At 72.0% G+C, this 19680-nt stretch carries 21 protein-coding genes, 1 tRNA gene and 1 pseudogene; 11 read left to right on the top strand and 12 right to left on the bottom strand.

Annotated features, from left to right (window positions below):
* Positions 1 to 25: 25 nt before the first annotated feature.
* Positions 26 to 334: a barstar family protein gene (locus tag OG871_RS12580; protein WP_371496831.1), complete on the bottom strand. Its 309-nt coding sequence runs from the start codon at positions 332 to 334 to the stop codon at positions 26 to 28.
* A 122-nt stretch (positions 335 to 456) separates the two neighbouring features.
* Between OG871_RS12580 and OG871_RS12575 the strand changes: the two genes are divergently transcribed.
* Together OG871_RS12575 and cspC are read left to right on the top strand one after the other, a co-directional pair.
* Entirely contained in the window at positions 457 to 1020 is a 564-nt protein-coding gene (locus OG871_RS12575; protein WP_371496830.1) for a DoxX family protein, read from the top strand.
* A 130-nt stretch (positions 1021 to 1150) separates the two neighbouring features.
* Positions 1151 to 1360 (top strand): cold shock-like protein CspC, encoded by a 210-nt coding sequence (gene cspC, locus OG871_RS12570; protein ID WP_371496829.1) that lies wholly within the window; start codon positions 1151 to 1153, stop codon positions 1358 to 1360.
* A 30-nt stretch (positions 1361 to 1390) separates the two neighbouring features.
* Here the strand turns inward: cspC and OG871_RS12565 are convergent, their stop codons facing one another.
* From OG871_RS12565 to OG871_RS12555, 3 genes are read right to left on the bottom strand one after another with little or no spacing between them, the layout of a single operon-like run.
* Positions 1391 to 2413, bottom strand: a complete 1023-nt coding sequence (locus OG871_RS12565) for a C40 family peptidase (protein WP_371496828.1) — start codon at positions 2411 to 2413, stop codon at positions 1391 to 1393.
* A gap of 59 nt (positions 2414 to 2472) precedes the next feature.
* The gene (locus OG871_RS12560) at positions 2473 to 3414 is read right to left on the bottom strand and encodes a M56 family metallopeptidase (protein WP_371496827.1); all 942 of its coding nucleotides are present in this window, start codon (positions 3412 to 3414) and stop codon (positions 2473 to 2475) included.
* Complete coding sequence (locus OG871_RS12555) at positions 3411 to 3788, bottom strand: BlaI/MecI/CopY family transcriptional regulator (protein ID WP_371503288.1); 378 nt, start codon at positions 3786 to 3788, stop codon at positions 3411 to 3413. Before OG871_RS12555 ends, OG871_RS12560 begins: the two co-directional genes overlap by 4 nt.
* Positions 3789 to 3956: 168 nt before the next feature.
* Between OG871_RS12555 and OG871_RS12550 the strand changes: the two genes are divergently transcribed.
* Together OG871_RS12550 and OG871_RS12545 are read left to right on the top strand one after the other, a co-directional pair.
* A complete protein-coding gene (locus OG871_RS12550; protein ID WP_371496826.1) occupies positions 3957 to 4556 on the top strand; it encodes a hypothetical protein in 600 nt (199 codons plus the stop codon).
* A 298-nt stretch (positions 4557 to 4854) separates the two neighbouring features.
* Entirely contained in the window at positions 4855 to 6651 is a 1797-nt protein-coding gene (locus OG871_RS12545; protein WP_371496825.1) for a glycosyl hydrolase family 18 protein, read from the top strand.
* A gap of 135 nt (positions 6652 to 6786) precedes the next feature.
* Here the strand turns inward: OG871_RS12545 and OG871_RS12540 are convergent, their stop codons facing one another.
* On the bottom strand, positions 6787 to 7347 hold the full coding sequence (locus OG871_RS12540) for a MarR family winged helix-turn-helix transcriptional regulator (RefSeq protein ID WP_371496824.1): 561 nt from the start codon (positions 7345 to 7347) through the stop codon (positions 6787 to 6789).
* 148 nt (positions 7348 to 7495) lie between these two features.
* Between OG871_RS12540 and OG871_RS12535 the strand changes: the two genes are divergently transcribed.
* From OG871_RS12535 to OG871_RS12525, 3 genes and pseudogenes are all read left to right on the top strand, one after another.
* Entirely contained in the window at positions 7496 to 8806 is a 1311-nt protein-coding gene (locus tag OG871_RS12535) for an MFS transporter (RefSeq protein WP_371496823.1), read from the top strand.
* Positions 8807 to 8921: 115 nt separating this feature from the next.
* Complete coding sequence (locus OG871_RS12530; RefSeq protein ID WP_371496822.1) at positions 8922 to 10304, top strand: FAD-binding oxidoreductase; 1383 nt, start codon at positions 8922 to 8924, stop codon at positions 10302 to 10304.
* A 38-nt stretch (positions 10305 to 10342) separates the two neighbouring features.
* A pseudogene (locus OG871_RS12525) lies at positions 10343 to 10473 on the top strand (type II toxin-antitoxin system Phd/YefM family antitoxin); the annotation flags it as partial.
* A gap of 294 nt (positions 10474 to 10767) precedes the next feature.
* On the opposite strand, the gene OG871_RS12520 reads toward OG871_RS12525, so the two are convergent.
* A complete protein-coding gene (locus tag OG871_RS12520) occupies positions 10768 to 11967 on the bottom strand; it encodes a hypothetical protein (protein WP_371496821.1) in 1200 nt (399 codons plus the stop codon).
* Positions 11964 to 12290 (bottom strand): hypothetical protein, encoded by a 327-nt coding sequence (locus tag OG871_RS12515; RefSeq protein ID WP_371496820.1) that lies wholly within the window; start codon positions 12288 to 12290, stop codon positions 11964 to 11966. Before OG871_RS12515 ends, OG871_RS12520 begins: the two co-directional genes overlap by 4 nt.
* Before the next feature lie 142 nt (positions 12291 to 12432).
* Between OG871_RS12515 and OG871_RS12510 the strand changes: the two genes are divergently transcribed.
* Positions 12433 to 13263, top strand: a complete 831-nt coding sequence (locus OG871_RS12510; protein WP_371503287.1) for a glycosyltransferase family 2 protein — start codon at positions 12433 to 12435, stop codon at positions 13261 to 13263.
* Here OG871_RS12510 and OG871_RS12505 read toward each other — a convergent pair.
* From OG871_RS12505 to OG871_RS12495, 3 genes are all read right to left on the bottom strand, one after another.
* Positions 13260 to 14267 (bottom strand): NAD-dependent epimerase/dehydratase family protein, encoded by a 1008-nt coding sequence (locus OG871_RS12505; protein ID WP_371496819.1) that lies wholly within the window; start codon positions 14265 to 14267, stop codon positions 13260 to 13262. The genes OG871_RS12510 and OG871_RS12505 overlap by 4 nt on opposite strands.
* Before the next feature lie 70 nt (positions 14268 to 14337).
* Positions 14338 to 14541: a hypothetical protein gene (locus OG871_RS12500; RefSeq protein WP_371496818.1), complete on the bottom strand. Its 204-nt coding sequence runs from the start codon at positions 14539 to 14541 to the stop codon at positions 14338 to 14340.
* Positions 14538 to 14687, bottom strand: coding sequence for a hypothetical protein (locus OG871_RS12495; RefSeq protein WP_371496817.1), 150 nt, complete (start codon positions 14685 to 14687; stop codon positions 14538 to 14540). The genes OG871_RS12500 and OG871_RS12495 overlap by 4 nt, the downstream gene beginning before the upstream one ends.
* 453 nt (positions 14688 to 15140) lie before the next feature.
* Here OG871_RS12495 and OG871_RS12490 point away from each other — a divergent pair, with 453 nt between their 5' ends.
* From OG871_RS12490 to OG871_RS12480, 3 genes are all read left to right on the top strand, one after another.
* A complete protein-coding gene (locus tag OG871_RS12490) occupies positions 15141 to 16523 on the top strand; it encodes a Tat pathway signal protein (RefSeq protein WP_371496816.1) in 1383 nt (460 codons plus the stop codon).
* 13 nt (positions 16524 to 16536) lie between these two features.
* A complete protein-coding gene (locus OG871_RS12485; RefSeq protein WP_371496815.1) occupies positions 16537 to 17028 on the top strand; it encodes a TrmO family methyltransferase in 492 nt (163 codons plus the stop codon).
* Positions 17029 to 17103: 75 nt separating this feature from the next.
* Positions 17104 to 18252 carry a hypothetical protein gene (locus tag OG871_RS12480; protein WP_371496814.1) on the top strand — a complete coding sequence of 383 codons (1149 nt, stop codon included), beginning with the start codon at positions 17104 to 17106 and terminating at the stop codon, positions 18250 to 18252.
* Positions 18253 to 18304: 52 nt separating this feature from the next.
* On the opposite strand, the gene OG871_RS12475 is transcribed toward OG871_RS12480, so the two are convergent.
* A complete protein-coding gene (locus tag OG871_RS12475; RefSeq protein WP_371496813.1) occupies positions 18305 to 19351 on the bottom strand; it encodes a MerR family transcriptional regulator in 1047 nt (348 codons plus the stop codon).
* Between the two features lie 123 nt (positions 19352 to 19474).
* A tRNA-Met gene (locus tag OG871_RS12470) sits at positions 19475 to 19548 on the bottom strand.
* Positions 19549 to 19680: the final 132 nt, after the last annotated feature.

The raw sequence follows: 19680 nt of genomic DNA, 5'->3' as shown, positions 1-19680 counted from the left end.
TCGGCACGGGCCGGCCCGCCCCCGCTCAGTCGAGCCGCACCGTCACCCCGCCCTCGCGCAGCACCGCGACGATCTCCTCGAAGTAGCTGCGCTCCCGGCCGCCGGCCGGCCTGCGGGTGAGCCGGTGCCGGGCGACGGAGGCGTCCCGCCAGACCAGGGTGAACGGCGGCTCGGGGCCGAAACCGCCGCGCAGACAGTCGGCGAGTGCGTCCAGATTGCGGCCGTAGTAGCCGTCCGGTGCGCCCACGGCCCGGCCGAGCGCGGTCCAGAACGACCCCTCGTCGGTGATGCCGGCGCCCGGCAGTTCGTACACGGGCGGGGACGCTGCTCCCATCGCTCTCCCTCGGCCGGCGGATTAGCCCGGATGGCGTTCCCGGGTCGAGCCGGTGGGCCCACTGGGCTGGGATTGAGGTCGAGTGCGGCGTCAGCCGTGCCACCGGACCCAGGGGCGTCACCATGACCAGTCTGCACCGCAAGGACCTCGGCCTGCTGGCCCTGCGCACCGCCGTCGGCGGGGTGCTGTTCGCCCACGGCGCCCAGAAGCTGTTCGGCTGGTTCGGCGGGGGTGGCCTGGAGGGCACCGCCCAGGCGATGGAACACATGGGCTTCGAACCGGGCCACCGGAGCGCCGTCGCCTCCGGCCTCGGCGAGGCGGGCGGCGGTGCGCTGCTGGCCCTCGGCCTGGCCACCCCGGTCGCCGGGTCGATCGTCGCCGGCACCATGGCGGGTGCCATCTCGGTGCACGCCCCGGCGGGCTTCTTCGCCACCGGCGGCGGCTTCGAGTACCCGGCCCTGCTGGGTGCCTGCGGCCTGTCGCTGGGCGTGGCCGGGGCGGGACGCTACTCCCTGGACCACGCGCTCGGCCACGTGGTGGACCGCCCGTGGCACGGGGTGATCGCGTTCACCGCGGCGGCGCTCGGTGCGGTCGCCGTGGTGACCCGCCGTCAGGACGTGGTCCGCCGCCGTGAGGCCCGCGCCGCCGACGAGGCCGCCGAACAGGCCGGGCGCGGCCTGTCCTGACCGCGCGCTGACCGGTGGCTGACCGGCCGCGCCACCCGACGGGGCTCCCGGGTTAGCCGGGGGTCCCGTTGGGCATGATCGGTCCGGCGCGGCTGCAGGGCCATGCCAACGAGCGTACGAGGAGAGCGGCATGGCGAAGATCCAGGGCCAGGTCAAGTGGTTCAACGAGTCGAAGGGCTTCGGCTTCATCAGCCCGGCGGACGGCAGCAAGGACGTGTTCGTCCACTTCTCGGCGATCGTGGGCAACGGGTTCAAGACCCTCGCCGAGGGCCAGAACGTCGAGTTCGAGATCGAGGCCGGCCAGAAGGGCCCGAGCGCGGTCAACGTCACGGCCGTCTGACGCACCTCCCGGCCGCGGGGCCGCCCGCCGTCAGTAGCGGACGGCCCCCGCGTACGGCATCACGTCGACGCCGACGATCTCCACGGTCTTGCCGGTGCGCGGGGCGTGCAGGAGCCTGCCGTCGCCCAGGTAGATGCCGACGTGGTGCAGGTCGGCGTAGTAGAACACCAGGTCGCCGGGCTGGAGTTGACTCTTGGCGATCTTCTGCCCGGCGGCGAACTGGGCCTGCGAGGTGCGGGGGAGGGCGACGCCGCCGGCCGCGAAGGCCTTCAGGGTGAGGCCGGAGCAGTCGTACGAGCCGGGCCCGGTGGCGCCGTAGACGTACGGCTTGCCGAGCTGCGCGTGGGCGAAGTCCAGGATGTCCCTGGTCCGCCCGGTGGCCGGACCGGTGTACGGGGTGCGGGCCGCGCCGCGGGAGGCGGCGGGCTGGTCGCCGGCCAGGACCTGGGCGCGTTCGGCCGCCTTGAGGCCGCCCAGGATGCGCTGCACCTCGGCGAGCCGGCTCTGCACCTCGGCCTTCTTGGCGGCGGCGGCCCGGCGGGCGTCGTCGAGTTCGGTCAGCCGGCCGGCTGCCTCGGCGCGGAGTCGGTCGAGTCGGCGCTGCTGGTTCTGCAAACGCTGGAGAGCGCCGACCTGGGTGGCGGCGGCGGTGTCCTGACGGCCGGCGCTGTCCAGGTAGCCGTCCGCGTCGGAGGTCAGCATCAGCCGGATCGCCGGGTCGATGCCGCCGTCCCGGTACTGGGCGGCCGCGACCGCGCCGAGGGTCTCCCGCAGGGCGTTGAACTGCTCCTGCTGGAGGGCGAGTTCCTGCTGCAGGCCGCCCGTGCGGGTCTGCAGCTGCTGCCGGCGCTCCTGGAGGCCGTTGTACTGCTCGGTGGCGGCTTCGGCGTCCTCGTAGAGCGCGTCGACCTGGCGCTGCACCTGGTCCAGCGAGGGCTTGGGCTCGGCGTGCGCGGCGGCCGCGGGCAGCAGCAGGGCGCCTCCCGCGCCGAGGGCGAGTACGGTGCGGCGGCGCCGGGTGCCGGAGGGGGAGGGGAGGCGGTGCTGACCCATGGTGTTGCTGCTCCCTCGCGGTTCGGCCGGCAGGTGCTACTACTAATCTCCTAAGCAAATTAGTAGAAAGCCGGTCCGAAAGGCAAGCCGCCCGAGGCCCGGGCCCGGGTGGCCCGCTCAGACGAGGTGCGGCACGCAGACCAGCGCGAGCGGGACGGCGGCCAGCGCCCCGGCCGCCGCCGGGCCGAGCAGCACGGCCGCGCGCGGCAGCCGGGGCGGCCGGCGGCGAGCCGGGAGACCCGGGCCGCGGCGTGGTGGCCGGCGGCCAGCGCGGTGGACGGCGCCGGGCCGGCCGCCACCACGCCCATCGCGCCGGCCAGGGCGCGGGCGGAGTGGTGCCGCAGGGCGCGGTCGTCGGCGGCCATCTCCAGCAGGGCCCGGGTCTCGTCCCGTACCAGCCGCCCGAGGGGCAGCCCCGCGAACGTCCGGGCGAAGGCCTCGGCCGCGCAGGCGGCCAGGTGGTGGCGGCCGGTCAGGTGGCCGTGCTCGTGGGCGAGGGCGGCGGCCAACTGCTCCGGGGTCAGGGCGTCCAGCGCGCCCCGGCTGACCACCACCCGCCGGGACCGCCCGGGCAGGCAGTAGACGGCCGGGGCGGGGTGCTCCAGGACCAGTGCGCCGGGCACCAGCCCGCGCCGCCCGGCCAGGTCGAGCAGCCTCCGGTGCCGCGCGCGGCCCCGCGCGGCCGCCGCGAGCCGGACGGCGAACAGGCCGACCGGCACCAGGGCCACCGCCGCGGCCGCGGCCAGCGCGACCCGCGACACGGCCTCCGCTGGGGCGGACAGCCCGCACAGGTGCAGCAGCCGGTCATGGTGGTGCGGCGCCGGGTCCAGGAGCTGCCGGACGGCCAGGGCCACCGCGGCGACCGCCGAGACGCCGAGCGCCTGCCAGGCCAGCACGCCGAGCGCCGGCGCCCGCCGCACCCAGCCCGCCCGGGCCAGCCGCGGCGGCAGCAGGACGGCCACGGCCGCGGCCCAGCCGGCCAGCAGCAGGACGGCGGTCATGCCGGCCCGCCCGGCTCGCCGCCCTCCAGGCCGGCCAGTGCCCGGCGTAGCGCGGCCAGCTCCTCGGGGGAGATCTGCTCCACGAAGCGGGCCAGCGCGGCCGGCGCGTCGGTGCTCGCGCCGAGCGCCTCGCGCATCAGCTCGGCCGTGTAGGACTCGCGGCTGCGGGTCGGCGCGTACACCCAGGCGCGGCCGGACTTCTCGCGGCTCAACAGGCCCTTGGTGTGCAGGATGTCCGCGACGGTGAGCACCGTGGTGTACGCGACCGGGCGGTGCCGGTTGAGGTCGTCCACCACCTCGCGGACGGTGGCCGGACGGCCCCAGCCCCAGAGCCGGTCCATGATCTCCGCCTCCAGCTCGCCGAGCTTGCGCACCACCGCCGTACCTCTTCCGTCGCCCCTCCGGCCGTCCGCGCCATGGTATGCGGCCGGGCGCCGGCCGCGGCGGCCGCGGCCCGGTCACCCGAACCGCTCTGCCGGGTGGCCGGGCGGGTGGGGCGGGCCAAGGGTGGTGGGGTGGGGGCAGCCGAGCGAGGAGTGGTCATGGAGCGTCGGGTCGTGCCGGGTCGTCAGGTCGGTTCAGGGCGTCGGGTCAGGGTGGCCGCGGTGGCCGTCGCGGCGGCCATGCTGGGCGGCGGCGGGCTGGCGGCCTGCTCGTCGGACGGCTCGCCCTCGCCCGCGGTCTCCTCGGCGCTCGAGTCCGGTCTGTCGGCCGCGGCCTCGGCGGCCGGGAGCCTGGCCTCCAACGCCACCTCCGCGGTGGGTTCGGCGGCCGAGAGCCTGGCCTCCGACGCCACCTCCGCGCTGGGTTCGGCGGCCTCGTCCGCGCAGGCGGCGGCGTCCTCGGCGCTGGCCAGCGTGAAGGGCGGGCTGGACGCGAAGAGCGACATCTCGCTGGGCTCGGTGTCGTCCGCGTCCGACGGGAAGGTGAAGGTGCCGGTCACCGTGAAGAACGGCGGCTCCAAGGGCTACCAGTACACGATCCAGGTGAACTTCACCGACCAGAGCGGCAACGTGCTGGACGTGGTCGTGCTGAGCGTGCCGGAGGTGACCGCCGGGGGCACCGCGCAGGCCACCGCGACCAGCAACCGGAGCCTGTCCGGGACGGTGAAGGCGGACGTCGCGGCGGCGCTCCGGTACTGATCGGAGTGGTGCGGCGGGCCGGGCCGAACCTTAACGATGGCTCAAGGGGCAAGTGGGGCTCTTGACGGGGGAGTTGGTCTAGTCCATTTTTGTGCCCAGGTGCAGGGAGCCCCTGGACCGGCGCCGGAGGTCTCGACCTGCGGCGCCGGTTCGGCCTATCCGGGCACCTGACCCACCGGTTACGCACCACCGAAGGCCCCGCTCGATTCCACTGTCATGCCCCTGACGTCCGGCCCCACCCCGGACGTTGCACCCGGGGGGTGTGGCGGGATCCCCCACGACCAGGAGTCACGCAGCCATGCTTCGTTCCGTCCCCGCGTCCCGGCCGGCGCACCGGCGGCGCCCCAAGAGCCTGACGGCTCTGGTGGCCGGCACCGCCGCCTCCGCGCTGATCGGCACCGCCCTCGCGCTGACCTCGGGCGTCTCCGCCCAGGCCGCGCCCACCAACTCCACCGGCGCCCCCGCGACCAGCGGCGGCATCAAGGTCGCCTACTTCGACCAGTGGTCGATCTACGGCAACACGTACTACCCGAAGACCGTCCAGGACACCGGCGTGGCCGGGAAACTGGACTACCTGATCTACGACTTCGCCAACATCAACCCCACCACCCTCTCCTGTTTCGAGGCGACCAAGGCCGCCTCACAGGACGAGAACAACCCCAGCGCGGGTGACGGTGCGGCCGACGCGTTCGCCGACTACCAGAAGAGCTTCGGCGCGGACATCTCGGTCGACGGTGTGGCGGATGTCTGGGGCCAGCCGATCGCGGGCAACTTCAACCAGCTGAAGAAGCTGAAGGCGAAGAACCCCAACCTCAAGGTGCTGCTGTCGATCGGCGGTTGGACCTACTCCAAGTACTTCTCCGACGCGGCGGCCACCGACGCCTCGCGCAAGAAGCTGGTCTCCTCCTGCATCGACATGTTCATCAAGGGCAACCTGCCCGTCGACGCCGGCTACGGCGGCACCGGCGCGGCCGCGGGCGTCTTCGACGGCATCGACATCGACTGGGAGTACCCGGGCGGCGGCGGCCACCTCGGCAACCACGAGAGCCCGAGCGACAAGCAGAACTTCACCAAGCTGCTCGCCGAGTTCCGCACCCAGCTGGACGCCCAGGGCACCGCCGACCACAAGACCTACGCGCTGGCCGCGGCGGTCGGGGCCGGCCAGGACAAGATCAAGAACATCGAGACCGACAAGGTCGGCCAGTACCTGACCTTCCTCGATGTCATGACCTACGACATGCACGGCGGCTGGGAGGCGCAGGGCCCGACCAACCACCAGGCCCCGCTCTACTCCGGCCCGAACGACCCGATGACCCCGATCCCCGGCGGCACCGGCAAGTACTCGATCGACGCCTCGATCAAGGCGTGGACCGTCGGCGACCCGCAGTACGGCATCGTGGGCGGCTTCCCCGCCAAGAAGATCAACATGGGTGTCCCGTTCTACTACCGCGGCTGGACCGGCGTGCCGAACAACGGCAAGAACGGCCTGTTCCAGAGCGCGACCGGCCCCGCCGCCGGTGCGGCGATGTCCGGCAATGTCCCCGGCATCCAGATGTACAAGGAGCTCGCGGGCTTCGTCGACAACCCGGCCAAGACCTTCTGGGACGACACGGCGAAGACCACGTACTTCTACGACGGCACCACCTTCTGGAGCGGTGAGGACGCCCGGTCGATCCAGGCCAAGGTCGACTACGCGCACTGCAACGGCCTCGGCGGCTCCTTCGCCTTCTCGCTGTACGACATGGGCACCAAGACCGCCCTGTTCGACAAGATGGTGAGCGCCACCAACGGCTCCGCGGCCGACTGCCCGGCGGCTCCGTCCCCGTCGCCGACCTCGGCCTCGCCGTCCCCGTCGTCCTCGGCCTCGCCCAGCAGCTCGGCCTCGCCGTCCCCGTCCTCCTCGCCGTCCACCTCGGCCTCCCCGACCGTGCCGGGCTGCACCGTGCCGAGCTGGAACGCCGCCACCGTCTACGCCACGGCCGGCACCAAGGTCAGCTGGAAGGGCCACACCTACACCAACAAGTGGTGGACCACCAACGAGGACCCGTCGACCTCCGGCCAGTGGGGCGTGTGGACCGACAACGGCGCCTGCTGAACCGGCACCACCCCTGACGGCCCGACCGGGCCGCCGCGAGCATGACGCAGGGCCCCGGACGCGATGTCCGGGGCCCTGCGGTCGTTCGGCGGCCGGAGGTGCCGTGGCCGCGCCCCGGGGGTGGTGGCCGTCCGCTCAGTCCAGGTCCGCGGTCCGGCCCAGCGCGTCCGGCTGGGTCACCTCGATCCGGCGCAGCATCCGGCCGAGCATCGCGGAGAGCGCGGGGCGCTCCTCGGCGGTGATGTCCTGCAGCAGGTCCGCCTCGAAGACGGCGGCCATCCGCATCAGCTCCAGCCACTTGTCGCGGCCGTCCTCGGTGAGCTCGATGATCACCCGGACCCGGTTGGCCTCGTCCCGCTCCCGGGTGACCAGGCCGTCGGTGACCATCCGGTCGATCCGGTGGGTCATCGCGGCGGGCGTCAGCCCGAGGCGCTTGGCGAGCTCGCCGGGGCCGAGCCGGTACGGGCTGCCGGCGATCACCAGCGCCTTGAGCACCTCCCACTCCGCGGATGTGATTCCCAGCACGGCGAGCTGCCGGCTGTAGGCCACGTTCATCCGCCGGGCGAGGCGGGACAGGGTGGACACGATGGTCTCCACCTGAGGGTCCACCGTGGGGAATTCCCGCTGGTAGACGGCCACCTGCTCGGCGATGCCCAGCTCGCCGTCGTCCGGCGGCGCGGGTCTGCGTGCGCTCATGCGGACCAGTGTCCCACGCAACCCTGCAGGCGTTAAGCCTTTGACGTCTCAAGCTTTCGAGCCTTAGAGTTCAGGCCTAAAGTTTAGCTCTTAAATCTTCCGGCCTAAACACGACAGGTCTGAAGTCTCAAGCAAAGGGGTGTGCACGGTGACCGGCACGGTGAAGCAGCAGAGGCAGCAGCGTTACGGGGCGGGCGGCCCGCTGCGCCGCGTCCAGATCGGCAACGCGCTCAGCGCGTTCGGCAGCGGCTTCACGATGCCGTACATGTTCGTCTACGTGGACCAGGTGCGGGGCCTGGGCTCGCTCGCCGCCGGGATGGTCTTCACCGTCTTCGCCCTGGCCGCGCTCGCCGTGCTGCCGTTCACCGGCCGTGGCATCGACCGCTACGGCCCGCGCCCGGTGCTGCTGGCCGGCGCCGCGCTGGCCGCCGTCGGCGCGTTCTCGTTCGGGCAGGCCGGCACCACGCCGACCCTGCTGATCGCCTCGTTCCTGTTCGGCGCCGGCGTCACCACCTGCCAGCCCGCCCTCGCCACGATGATCGTCCGCAGCTCGCCCAAGGCCACCCGGCACCGCGCCTTCGCGCTCCAGTTCACCCTGGTCAACCTGGGTATGGGCATCGGCGCGCTGGTCGGCGGGCAGATCGTCGACATCGCCGAGCCGGCCAGCCTCACCAGGCTGTTCACCATCGAGGCGATGACCTTCCTCGGCCTCGCCGCCGTCACCGGCAGCGCCCGGATCCCGGCCGCCACCACCGAGCCGGACGGGCCCGCCGCCCGCCGTGGCGGCCCCACCGGGCTGCGGGCGCTGGTCGCCGACAAGGCGATGCTGCGGCTCTGCCTGCTGGCCGGCCTGATCTTCTTCACCTGCTACGGCCAGTTCGAGTCCGGGGTGGCGGCCTTCGCCACCGACACCGTCGGCACCGCGCCGTCCACCCTGGGCCTCGCCATCGGCGCCAACGCGCTGACCATCGTGGTGCTGCAGATGTTCGTGGTGCGGATCACCGAGCGCCGCCGCCGCACCACCGCGATGGCCGCCGCCGGCGCGGTCTGGCTGGCCGCCTGGGCGATGGCCCTGATCGCCGGACTGATCCGGACCGAGGCGCTGGCCGCCACGGTCGCGATCGTCGCCATCTACGCGCTGTTCGGCGTCGGCGAGTCGCTGCTCGCGCCCACCCTCGGCCCGATCGTCGCGGACCTCGCGCCGAGCCGGCTGCTCGGCACCTACAACGCCGGGTACGCGCTGGTGAAGCAGATCGCCGTCGCGGTCGGCCCCGCCGTCGGTGTCCTGCTGGTCGGCTCCGGCACCTGGCCGATCTACCTGGCCGCGATGGCCGGCTGCACCCTGCTGATCATCGCGCTCGCGGTCCGGCTGCGCGGCCACCTCACCCCCGCGCAGGACAACGTCCACCATCTGACGGTGGCTCAGCAGCCCGTCCGGGAACTGCAGACCGCGGCCTGACGCGAGGCCCCGGCCCGGCCGCCCGCCCTCGTCCGCTCCGGATGCGGGCGGGCGCGGGCCGGAGCTACGCTCGGTACCGTCGGAGTGTCCCCGTCCCGGAGAGGGGCGAATCAGCATGACGTCCGACCTGCTCGATTCCGGCACGCTGGCAGGCCTGCGGTCAGGCCTGCTCGGGGAGGCGATCGTCCCGGGGGACACCGCCTACGACGAGGCCCGGACCGTGTTCAACGGCATGATCGACCGACGGCCCCGGGTGATCGCGCAGTGCCTCAACCACCAGGACGTGGCCTCCGCCATCGCCTTCGCCCGGTCCCACGGGCTGGAGATCTCGGTGCGCGGCGGCGGGCACGGGGTCACCGGGGCCGCGGTGGCCGACGGTGGCCTGGTGGTCGATCTGCGCCGGATGAACGCCGTCGACGTCGACCCGCAGACCAAGATCGCCAGGGTCGGCGGCGGCGCGACCGTCTCCGACCTCGACCGGGCCACCCAGCCGCACGCCCTCGCCACCACCGGCGGCCGGGCCTCCACCACCGGAGTCGGCGGCCTCACCCTGGGCGGCGGATCGGGCTGGCTGGAGCGCAGATTCGGGCTGATGTGCGACAACCTGCTGGCCGCCGAACTGGTCACCGCCGACGGCCGCCGGGTGCGCACCGGCGAACAGGAGAACCCCGAGCTGTTCTGGGCCCTGCACGGCGGCGGCGGGAACTTCGGCGTGGTCACCGAGTTCACCTTCGGCCTGCACCCGCTGCCCGCCTTCGCGATCACACTGCTGCTGTGGCCGGCCGAGGCCGGACCGGAGGTCCTGCGCCGCTACCGGGACTACATGGACGAGGCCCCGGGCGAGGTCGGCGGCGCCCTGATCTACCTCACCGGCCCGCCGGAACCGTTCGTCCCGCCGGAGCTCGTCGGCCGGCTCGCGGTCGGGGTCCTGCTCACCTACACCGGCAGCCTCGGCCAGGCCCGCCCGGTCTTCGAACCGATGCTGGCGAACGGCCACCGCGGCGAGGTGATCGCCGAAATGCCCTACGCCGAGGTGCAGTGCATGCTCGACGACCCGCCGGGGTACCGGAACTACTGGTCGGCGGAGTACCTGGCAGGCTTCCCCGACCAGGCGGCGGACCTGTTCTGCGCGCGAGCCCGGGACATGGTCACGCCGTCGCCCTCCCAGCACGTCGTCTTCCCCCTCGGCGGTGCGGTCGCCGCCGGCCGGGACGACTTCCCGGTCCCCTGGCGGGTCGCCCCCTGGGCCGTCCACCCCTTCGGCCTGTGGGAGGACCCGGCGGACGACGAACGCGGCCGCGCCTGGGCCCGCGCCGTCTGCTCGGACCTGAAGCCGTGGTCGATCGGCGCCGTCTACCTCAACTTCATCGGCGACGAGGGCGAGGAACGCACCCGGGCCGGCCTCGGCGAGCAGAACACCCGCCGCCTCGCGGCCGTCAAGGGCGAGTACGACCCGGACAACGTCTTCCACCGGAACCACAACATCGTTCCCGCCTGACGCGAGGCCGCTCCCGCTGCGGGTCCCGAGCCGCGCCCCTGTCGGAGGTTCGCAGCCACCTGGCGGACGTCCTCGACCGGGCACGTCGGGACGAGACCCCGGACGATCATTACTCGACGGGGCAAGCAGGAAGCCGTCGTGATCGACATCCGTGAGTACCAGCGCCTGACCGATGCCTCAGGGGCGTCAACGGGGTCTATGTGCGGCGACGAGGCGGGGACGCAGGCTGAGGAGCTCTTGATCGTCAGGCGGTCGAGTTCCCCCAGACCCTGAGTGCCGCGCCGTTAGCCTGAACCCCTCCGCTGTCAGTTGTCGCGTCCAGTCCACGGTGTCAACCTGGCGGCCCGCAGTCCACCCGGCAAGAGCCCTCTCCGTCCTCTCAATCCGCGCCTGTTGACCGAAGTCTGCCGCACACCAGCCCAGCAGCATTCCGGACTGCCGTCCACGCGGGCACGGAGATCACTTACGGGAGAGCCCTCGGTTGATCTGTCGGGAGGTGTCCAGCGGCTCTTCCTGCCTGATCTCTCCGCATCGCGGTCATGGAGAGTTCGGCGAGGCGGGGGAGGAACGTGACGTGGAGCCGCTCGACCGGGTGGAGCAAGCCGCGCTCGCAGGTCTCCGCTACCCATACCTGGTAACAGGCGCACGGGTAGGCGGGGTTGATGCCGATCTCGCCCTTGGGGATCGTGCCGTTGAAGGGCGTCGGGATGCCTTCGGTGTTCCAGTAGTCCCATGCCTCCAGGGCCTTGGCCTGCTCGAAGGCGAGGTAGAGCTGCGGGTACCGGTCGATGGTGCGCATCTCGCGGAAGATGAGCTGGCCCAGCAGGTGTGGTGCGGTCGCGGCGAGGGCGTCGAAGTCCGCGTCTCGGAAGGTGAACGACGCCGCATCTTGGCCAGGCGCGAGTGCCACGTTGGCGAACAGGTGCGACAGGCGTCGCCTGGTGGAGCAGGCTACCCCGGCGGTCAGGCGGGCCTCGATCTGTCCGACGAGCTGGAGGAGGCGTTCGTGTCCCGGGTTGAAGCGGGACAGGTCGAAGAGCTGGTCCATGCCCTCGACCGCTGAGAAGGCCAGCTGCTTGTAGAGGCGGTTGTTCATCTCTCCGAGCTGGGCGTACGCCCTGGTCTCGGGGGTCGTGGAGTTGAGCATCAGGTACTCGGACAACACCTCGAAGTAGAGGTAGCCGAGGAACGGGAAGGCCGGCACGGTGGCGGCGAGCCGGTCGATGAACTCGGCGTCCGGTGTCGGCTTCCCGGCGGCGTTGGCGAGGATGGCGTCGAGGAATGGCGCCGCTGCACGGAGCCGGTCCAGTACCGCTCGGCGGAGCTGGGTGTCCTCGGGGCCGGTGAGGAAGCTGCGGTGGGTGAGGTAGGTGCGCAGGTGGATGGCGCCCAGCCGGAGGTAGTCGATGCCCTTGGGCGGCACGGGGGTGTCTGGGGTGATCTCGAAGACCAGGGTGCGGGTGTGCTTCTTGGTCTCCAGCAGGTAGGTGCCCAGGTTGTGGGGGCGCAGGCCGGCGGGTTCGGGGGTGAGGGGCGCGCAGTAGAGGGCTGCGGCGAGGCAGCCGGTGGAGGCGTAGAGGTGTCCGCTGGCGCGGATAGCGTCCAGGGCCACGGTGGTGTGCATCAGGTGGATGGGGCGTCCGGACGCCAGCGTCTTGGTCATGGAGTTTCCGCGGAGCAGCCAGCTGCTCGTCGGCCGTGTCCGGGATCGTCGCGGTCGTCGTGCCGCCGGCAGTCGTGGACCGCTGCGGCGGCACACAGGGCCGCGGTGTGATCGCGGTCGAGTCCGTACTCCTGGGCGAGCAGACCGGCGAGCAGGCACACACGGGCGTTGTGCCGGATGCCGTGGATGGAGTCGACGAGCTGGGGCTGCGCGAACCAGGTGACGTCCGGTACCAGGGTGAGCGGCGGATGTGGCAGGGTGGGCGGCGCGGCTGAGGCTTCGGGCCGGTTCCTGGCGATCCAGGCGAGTGTGTCCCGGTCCATGACCTGATGGTCTGGAAGACTTCGGTTCTCGGCGAGTTCTCTGAGCGACGCGGTGCTGGGCTCCGGCGTTCGTGAGGTCATCTCTGGCTCCTCGAAGGGAAGAGGTTCGGTGGGCGTCAAGCTGGGTGTGGCGATCCTGACCATGGGCACGCGGCCGAAGGAGCTGGCCGAGCTGCTGGCCTCCGTGGAGATGCAGACGGTCAAGGCCACGAAGGTCGTGCTGGTTGGCCAGGGGTGCGTGCTGCCGGAACTGCCGTCGTGGGTGGAGGGCGTGGAGCTGGCAGAGAACCTCGGGGTGACCGGCGGCCGGAACGTTGCCCTGGACCACTTGCGGGACGTGGACGTGGTGATCGACCTGGACGACGACGGCCTGCTGGTCGCGGACGACGTCCTCGCGCGGATCGCCGCCCTGTACGGAGGTGACCCCGGGCTGGGGATCGTCGGTTTCCGGATCGCAGACGAGACCGGAGTCACTCAGCGGCGCCACGTCCCCCGGCTGCGGGCAGGTGATCCGATGCGTGGCGGTGAGGTGACCGGCTTCCTCGGCGGCGGCCACGCGCTGTCCTCGAAGATGCTGGAGCAGATCGGGGGCTGGCCGGACTCCTTCTTCTTCGCGCACGAGGAGACCGACATGGCCTGGCGGGCGCTGGATGCCGGATGGCGAGTGCTGTACGTTCCCGAGCTGCTGCTCCAGCACCCGCGCACCAGCCCGACGCGACACTCCTTCTTCTACCGGGTGAACGCCCGAAACCGGGTGTACCTGGCGCGCCGGCACCTGCCTGCTCTGCTGCTGCCGGTCTACGTCGGGGTGTGGGTGGCGCTCACCGTCGCCAGGACCCGGGACGCGGCCGGGCTGAAGGCGTGGTTCGCGGGCTTCGCCGAGGGCTGGCGCACACCGTGCGGCCGACGCAAGCCGATGCGCTGGCGCACGGTGTGGACCATGACCCGGCTGGGTCGGCCGCCGATCATCTAGGCCGCTGCCGCCTGGCGCATCCACTCGGGGATGGCGCCGGGAGTGGCCCTGAGCCAGGCCACGTACCGGGCGACGCCTTCTGCCACCGTGATGGCCGGCCGCCAGCCCAGCAGGTCCTCCATCCGCTGGACGGAGGCGTATCCGCCCTCGGGGTCGCCGGGCGGCATGGGCGTCTCGACCAACGGCACGTCCGGGAAGTGGCTGCGGACGAGTTCGGCGATTTGCCGGATCGAAGTTCCGCTTCCGGTACCGATGTTGATGGTCTCGTTGTGCGCGCGGGGTGCGACGAGCGTGCGCAGCGTGCCGGTGGCGATGTCGTCGACGTGGACCATGTCGCGGATCTGGTGGCCGCCGCCGTTGAGGTGCAGCGGCAGGCCGAGCGCGGCCCGCATGGCGAACCAGGCGACCACCCAGGAGTGGCTCCGCTCCTTGACGACCTGCGGCTCACCGTAGACCGAGAAGTACCGCACCACGGCGTACGAGATTCCGGCGCCGCCGAGCACGGCGGCGGTCTGGTACTCGCCCCACGCCTTGCTGTTGCCGTACACCGACACCGGCTGGACCGCCGCGCCCTCAACGAACTGTGGGCTGCCGTTGCCGTAGACGCTGGCGGAGGAGACGAACACCATCCTGTGCACCCGGTCCGAGGCGGCGACGGCGTCTAGGACGCGCTGGGTGCCGGTGATGTTGGTGTCGATGGCGTCAAGCGGTCGGCGGGTGCAGGCTGCCACGTCGGCCAGGGCGGCGGCGTGGATCACGTAGTCGCAGCCGGAGATCACCTTGCGCATCAGGTCCGGCTCGGCGATGTCGCCGACGATGAAGTCCGGGTCGGAGGCGTCGATGCCGAACCGCTCGCGGTACACCTCGTGCGGGTAGGCGTCGAGCTTGCACACCGAGATGGGGCGGGCGCCGAGCTGGCGGAGCTGGGACGTGATGCGGCTGCCGATGAGGCCACCGGCTCCGGTGACCAGCACGGTCTTTCCTGACAGCTGTTCGAGGGACAAGAGGTTCTTCCTCTCACACGCGGGATTGGTGGGGGTGCAGGGGCGCGGTAGCCCGCTGGCGATGGTCTTGTCAGTTGTCGCGGTGCTGCGGGCAGCGGCAGGCGGGCCAGGTGGCCGAGGGGTGGTAGGCGTAGGCGTCGGCTTCCGGCTCCACGGTGATGACACCGGAGTCGTCGTACCGGGTGCCGTCCTTCGCAATCTTGAACGTGCGGATGTACAGGCCCTGGTGGCGGTCCTCGGGGAGCTTGAAGTCCGGGGCGTTCTCGGTGCTCACGCCGCCGACTCCCGGTGCTGTTTGCGGCGGCGATGACCGGCAGCGAGCTGACGCAGGACCAGGGCGCGTCGGCGGGCGCGTTCCCGGTTCGGGAGGAAGATGACGGTCCGGTCGTCGGCCTGGATGTGGAGCTCGATGCTGTTCACGCGGCGCTCCCGAAGCGGATGCTCCTGGTCACGTCGCAGGGCCAGGGGCTCTCGCACCGGACGCACAGCCCGTCCCTTCTACGGCGCTCGTCCAGCAGCATGCGATTGCTCACGGCGGCGCCCTCCCGCGTCGGACTCGTGGATCGGCGTGGGCTTGGCTGGTTGGAGTCCACGAGCGCCGAGGTGCCGTTGAGGCTCCACGGGTGCGGTGTGCGGTGTGCGGTCGGCAGTCGTCATCAGCGTCTCCGGGGTCGCGAGTTGGCGGGGCGGCTCTCCTGCCGATGCATGGCTGGAGCCGCCGCAGGCCGCCGGTCCGCAGGGGTCCAGGACCCGAATCGGCTCCACTCTGCGGAGCGGCATGCAGTTAGTGAACCGCCTAATCGCTACTGGGAGTACGGTGTTGGGCACGCTATGCGATTTAAGCGGTTTAACGGCCCGTCAGGGAGGTGCGCTTTGGCGCCGACGAGGGAACCGAACGAGCGGCTGCGGAAGGTCATCGACGAGACGAAGCTCTCCGGCGATGCGATCGCGCGCCTGGTCAGGCGGGTGGCGGCCGAGCATGACGAGCTCTTGGAGACCAACAAGTCGAGCATCACGCACTGGAAGAACGGCGGTCAGCCGGCCGGGAACGTCGGTGCCTTCCTGGCCGAGGCGTTAGGCCGTGCGCTCGGCGGACGGGTCGTGACGCTGGAGGAGATCGGCCTGATCGCGCCCGCACCCCAAAAACCCGACTGGGACGCGGATACGCTGAGCGCGCTGGCCGAACTCGGGAGAACCGACGTGGACGTGGAACGCAGGCGGGCGCTGGGGGTGGCGGTCTACTCGGTGGCCGCACTCTCGCTGCCCGGCGAAGACTGGTGGCAGCGCATGGCCGAGCGGGGCAGTGCGCGCGGTTCTGCCGCAACGCGGCGGGTCGGCCCTGGCGACCTGGCAGCCGTCCGTGACATGACCGCCCTGTTCTCGCAGGTCGATCAACGGCGAGGCGGTAGTCACGCCTGGACGTCCGTGGTGCAGTACCTGACGACCGACGTCACCACTTACCTGCGAGGGAGGTTCACGGACGAGCGTGTTCGCCGTGATCTCTTCTCTGCAGCCAGCGAACTCGCCTACCTGGCTGGTTGGATGGCGTTCGATGGCGGCCAGCACGCGACAGCGCAGCGGTACTTCGCCGAGGCGGTGAAACTCGCGGCTGAGGCCGGCGATCCGCCGATGGCCGCTCACGTGCTGCGGGCGATGGCGCACCAGGCCATCGACCTCGGACACCACCAGCAGGCTCTCAACCTTGCTGCCGCATCCGTCGACGGCGACCGGTACGCCCTCGCCTCCCCACGGGAGCGGGCTCTCCTCGGCGTCGTCCACGCCCGGAGTCTGGCCGCCGCTGGACGCAAGAACGCCGCCGCCAAGGCGCTGCTGCGGGCCGAGGACGACCTGTCCGCCGCGAGCGACGACGTCGCTGAGCCGGACCGGGTGTTCTTCTTCGGTGAGGCCAGCCTGGCCCACGAAACAGCGTGCGCCCTGCGTGACATAGGGGACCTCGACGGCTCGGTGCGCGAGTTCCACCACAGTGTCCGTACCCGCAAGGCCACGAAGTTCACCCGCACCCACGCCGTGACGCTGGGATACCTCGGCTCCGTGTACGCGCAGATGAACAACATCGACCGGGCCTGTGCCACCTGGTCGCAGGCGCTCGACGCCATGGACGGCGTACGGTCCGGCCGCACCCGCCAGGCCGCCGCCGACATGCGCACCCTGCTCTCCCCTTACCGGCGGCGCGGTACCGCGGCGATCGGCGAGATCGACGCACGCGCTGCCGCGTACCTGTCCGAAACAGCTTGATGAGGAGTCACTGATGGCAGACCGTGAGACGTTCGAGGTCGAGGCCCTGGGCCACGTGGTCGGCGGACGGATCGAACCCACGGACGACTTCTGGGGCGGCACCCGGGCGATCATCCGGCTGGACGGCTCCCTCTTCACTCCTGATGCGACCAAGGGCTTGGAGGACTTCTCGCATCTGGAGATCGTCTTCCGGTTCCACCTCACGGACCCGACCGACCTGAACCTCGGCGCCCGCCGGCCCCGGGACAACCCGGACTGGCCGGAGGTCGGGATCTTCGGTCACCGCAACATGCGGCGCCTGAACTGGCTCGGGGTCTCGCGCTGCCGCCTGCTCAAGGTCGACGGCCTGGACCTCCACGTCGAAGACCTCGATGCCGTGGACGGCACTCCGGTACTGGACGTGAAGCCGTGGTTCGGCGAGATGGGTCCTCGGGGGGAGCGGCGTCAGGCGGAGTGGACCACGGTCATGCTCCGCGACTACTTCGCGCCCGCAGCCGAGGGGTGACAGGATCTTCCTTTCTGCCTGTCGGTATGGAGACGATCACCGACCACGGTCGGGAACCGCAGGGTGGGGGAGCAGATGACTGAGCAGGCGGTGTTCGTCCTGGGTGGCGGGCTGCAGGCCCTGGAGCCGACGGCGTTCGAGACGGAGGCGGAGTTCCAGGAGCTTCTCGCGCGCCATCCGCGGGTCCTGGACTTCGGTTCGCTGGTCGGTGGCCGGCCGTTGCGGCTGGTGCTGGTGGCGCGGGAGATGGGTGTCCCGACGAGTGCGGACAGCGGTCCGGCGTACCGGCTGGACCACCTCTTCGTCGACGCCGACGGGGTTCTGACGCTGGTGGAGGTCAAGCGGGCGAGCGACACGCGCATCCGGCGCGAGGTGGTGGGCCAGATGCTGGACTACGCGGCGAACGGGGCGCGTTACTGGCCCGGAGCGCTGCTTCGGCGCTCGTTCGAGGAGACCTGCGCCGCAGACGGCCGGCCGGTCGAGGAGGCGTACCGGGAACTGCTCGGCGACCGTTCCCGGGAGGAGTTCTGGACGGTCGTCGAGGAGCGGCTGGCCGCCGGGCAGATGCGCCTGCTGTTCGTCGCGGACCGGATCCCGCCGGAGCTGAGGGCGATCGTCGAGTTCCTCAACCGACAGATGCGCCAGACCGACGTGTACGCGGTCGAACTGACCCAGTACCGGGGCGACGGCGACCTCCGCGTCCTCGTCCCGCGCGTTCACGGGGAGGTCGCCACGGCGGCGAAGTCCGCCTCCGGCCGCGGCGTCACGCAGCGGACCGCACGAGCCGACATGGACGCGGCGATACGGACCCGGCTCGACCCCGAGGCGAGGCGGGTCGCGTCCGCACTGCTCGATCACGCGGCGGCCGAGGGGCGGTTGGAGGGCGGTACGGCCAAGTACCCGAGCATGTCGGTCTACTACTCCGTGGCCGGCCGGCAGGTGCCGATCTGGACACTCTCCCTGTACGACAGCCCCGCGAAGGAGGAACTCGCCTTCAGTTTCGGGTCGATCACCCACCACCTCGGCCTCGACGGTGCGGCCGCGTTCGCGGCTGCCCTGCCGGCCGTGCCGGTTCTCGCGGAGAAGCTGGAGGCGCAGCGGGCGAAGGGCTACAGGGGCTGGCCCTCGGTACCGCTGGCCGCCCTGGCGGCCCGGCCCGGAGCGGTCGAGGGGATTCTGGCCGCGATCCACCGGCTCATGGCCGGCCGGGAGACCTCCGCCTGACCGGGCCGGTGCCGGGACGACCGTCCGGGCACCGGCCCCGTGCGGCCGTGCGCTACGGCGCCGTCGGCATCAGCAAGGAGAAGGTGTCCGCGCGCTCCGGGAAGCGGATGGCCAGCGGGGCGATGGGGCCGCCGAACTCCAGGACCAGCTGGTCGGCGGCGCCCGCGGTGACCGCCTCCAGCAGGAAGTCGCGGTTCACCTGGACCTGGAGGCCGCCGGCCGGGGCCTGTGCGGACAGGTCGAGCCGGCCGTCGGCGTCCACGGTGAGCACCGAGACCTCGTAGGAGGCGCCGTCCTGGCCGCGCAGGGCGGGGCGGACCGGGCCGGTCGCCAGGGCCTCGCGCAGCAGCTCCGCGGCGAGCTCGACCCGGTGGGTCGGGGTGAGCCGGATCAGCGCCCGGTAGTCCGGGTAGTCCTGGTCGATCCGGTGGCCGCTCGCCCGGTGGGGGCCGGCCGAGACGGTCAGCAGGTCGCCGTCGACGGTCAGCTCGGCGGTCGGCGCGCTGGCCAGCAGGGCGCGGACCTCGTCCACCAGGGCGGTCGGTGCGACGACGCTCGTCTCCGGGCCGGTCAGCCCGGACACCGGAGCCTCGGAGACCGCGAGGCGGTAGCGGTCGGTGGCGACCAGCCGCAGGGTGTCGGCGGACACCTCGAACAGCACGCCGGCCACCGCCGGGTGCTCGGCCCCGGGTGCGGCCGCGAACCGGACGGCGTCCAGTGCGGCGGCCAACTCGGCGGCGGGTACGGTCAGTCGGGTCGTTCCCATGGTGGTCTCCCTCAGGTCGATCAGTGCTCGAACCGTGGAGAGCTCGCGGCGGGCGTCCGCCAGGCCGTCCTCCAGCCTGCGCAGGTGGGTCTCGACCGCGGCCGCGGCCGTGCCGGCGTCCCCGCCGAGGACACGGCGGATGTCGGCCAGCGGCATCCCCACCCGGCGCAGCCGGGCCAGCAGCCGGGCGTCGGCGAGCTGCTGCGGCGCGTACCAGCGGTATCCGGTCCTCGGGTCGACCCGGGCCGGGCCGAAGACACCCGCGCCGTCGTAGAACCGCAACGCGCTGACGCTCAGCCCGCTGTCCCGCGCCATCTCACCGATGCTGCGCATGCTGCTCTCCACACCGAGGACCTTGGTCCCTCGACCTGGTCGAGGGTCAACCCGGGAACGGCATCCGCGGGAACGGAGAAAGGCCCGGCGCACAGTGTGCGCCGGGCCTTCTCTGCTACTGAGTAGCGGGGACAGGATTTGAACCTGCGACCTCTGGGTTATGAGCCCAGCGAGCTACCGAGCTGCTCCACCCCGCGTCGGTGAACACGACCTTACGGCACGCGGCGCCCAATGCGAAATCGATTGCCCCGGCAGCACCCCGGCAGCACCGGGCAGCCCCCGGTCGCCGCCCCGCGCGCCGCGGTGCGCGGGAACCGGATGGCCCGGGC

The sequence above is a fragment of the Kitasatospora sp. NBC_00374 genome, assembly GCF_041434935.1.
Taxonomy (GTDB): domain Bacteria; phylum Actinomycetota; class Actinomycetes; order Streptomycetales; family Streptomycetaceae; genus Kitasatospora.
Note: the sequence above shows the minus strand (reverse complement) of the source record. Positions and strands in the feature narration are given on the sequence as shown.

Coding starts and splice junctions, on each gene's coding strand:
- OG871_RS12580 (WP_371496831.1), bottom strand. CDS start 334: ATGGGAGCAGCGTCCCCGCCCGTGTACGAACTGCCGGGCGCCGGCATC.
- OG871_RS12480 (WP_371496814.1), top strand. CDS start 17,104: ATGACTGAGCAGGCGGTGTTCGTCCTGGGTGGCGGGCTGCAGGCCCTG.
- cspC (WP_371496829.1), top strand. CDS start 1,151: ATGGCGAAGATCCAGGGCCAGGTCAAGTGGTTCAACGAGTCGAAGGGC.
- OG871_RS12575 (WP_371496830.1), top strand. CDS start 457: ATGACCAGTCTGCACCGCAAGGACCTCGGCCTGCTGGCCCTGCGCACC.
- OG871_RS12545 (WP_371496825.1), top strand. CDS start 4,855: ATGCTTCGTTCCGTCCCCGCGTCCCGGCCGGCGCACCGGCGGCGCCCC.
- OG871_RS12550 (WP_371496826.1), top strand. CDS start 3,957: ATGGAGCGTCGGGTCGTGCCGGGTCGTCAGGTCGGTTCAGGGCGTCGG.
- OG871_RS12530 (WP_371496822.1), top strand. CDS start 8,922: ATGACGTCCGACCTGCTCGATTCCGGCACGCTGGCAGGCCTGCGGTCA.
- OG871_RS12540 (WP_371496824.1), bottom strand. CDS start 7,347: ATGAGCGCACGCAGACCCGCGCCGCCGGACGACGGCGAGCTGGGCATC.
- OG871_RS12475 (WP_371496813.1), bottom strand. CDS start 19,351: ATGCGCAGCATCGGTGAGATGGCGCGGGACAGCGGGCTGAGCGTCAGC.
- OG871_RS12560 (WP_371496827.1), bottom strand. CDS start 3,414: ATGACCGCCGTCCTGCTGCTGGCCGGCTGGGCCGCGGCCGTGGCCGTC.
- OG871_RS12565 (WP_371496828.1), bottom strand. CDS start 2,413: ATGGGTCAGCACCGCCTCCCCTCCCCCTCCGGCACCCGGCGCCGCCGC.
- OG871_RS12485 (WP_371496815.1), top strand. CDS start 16,537: ATGGCAGACCGTGAGACGTTCGAGGTCGAGGCCCTGGGCCACGTGGTC.
- OG871_RS12520 (WP_371496821.1), bottom strand. CDS start 11,967: ATGACCAAGACGCTGGCGTCCGGACGCCCCATCCACCTGATGCACACC.
- OG871_RS12515 (WP_371496820.1), bottom strand. CDS start 12,290: ATGGACCGGGACACACTCGCCTGGATCGCCAGGAACCGGCCCGAAGCC.
- OG871_RS12510 (WP_371503287.1), top strand. CDS start 12,433: ATGGGCACGCGGCCGAAGGAGCTGGCCGAGCTGCTGGCCTCCGTGGAG.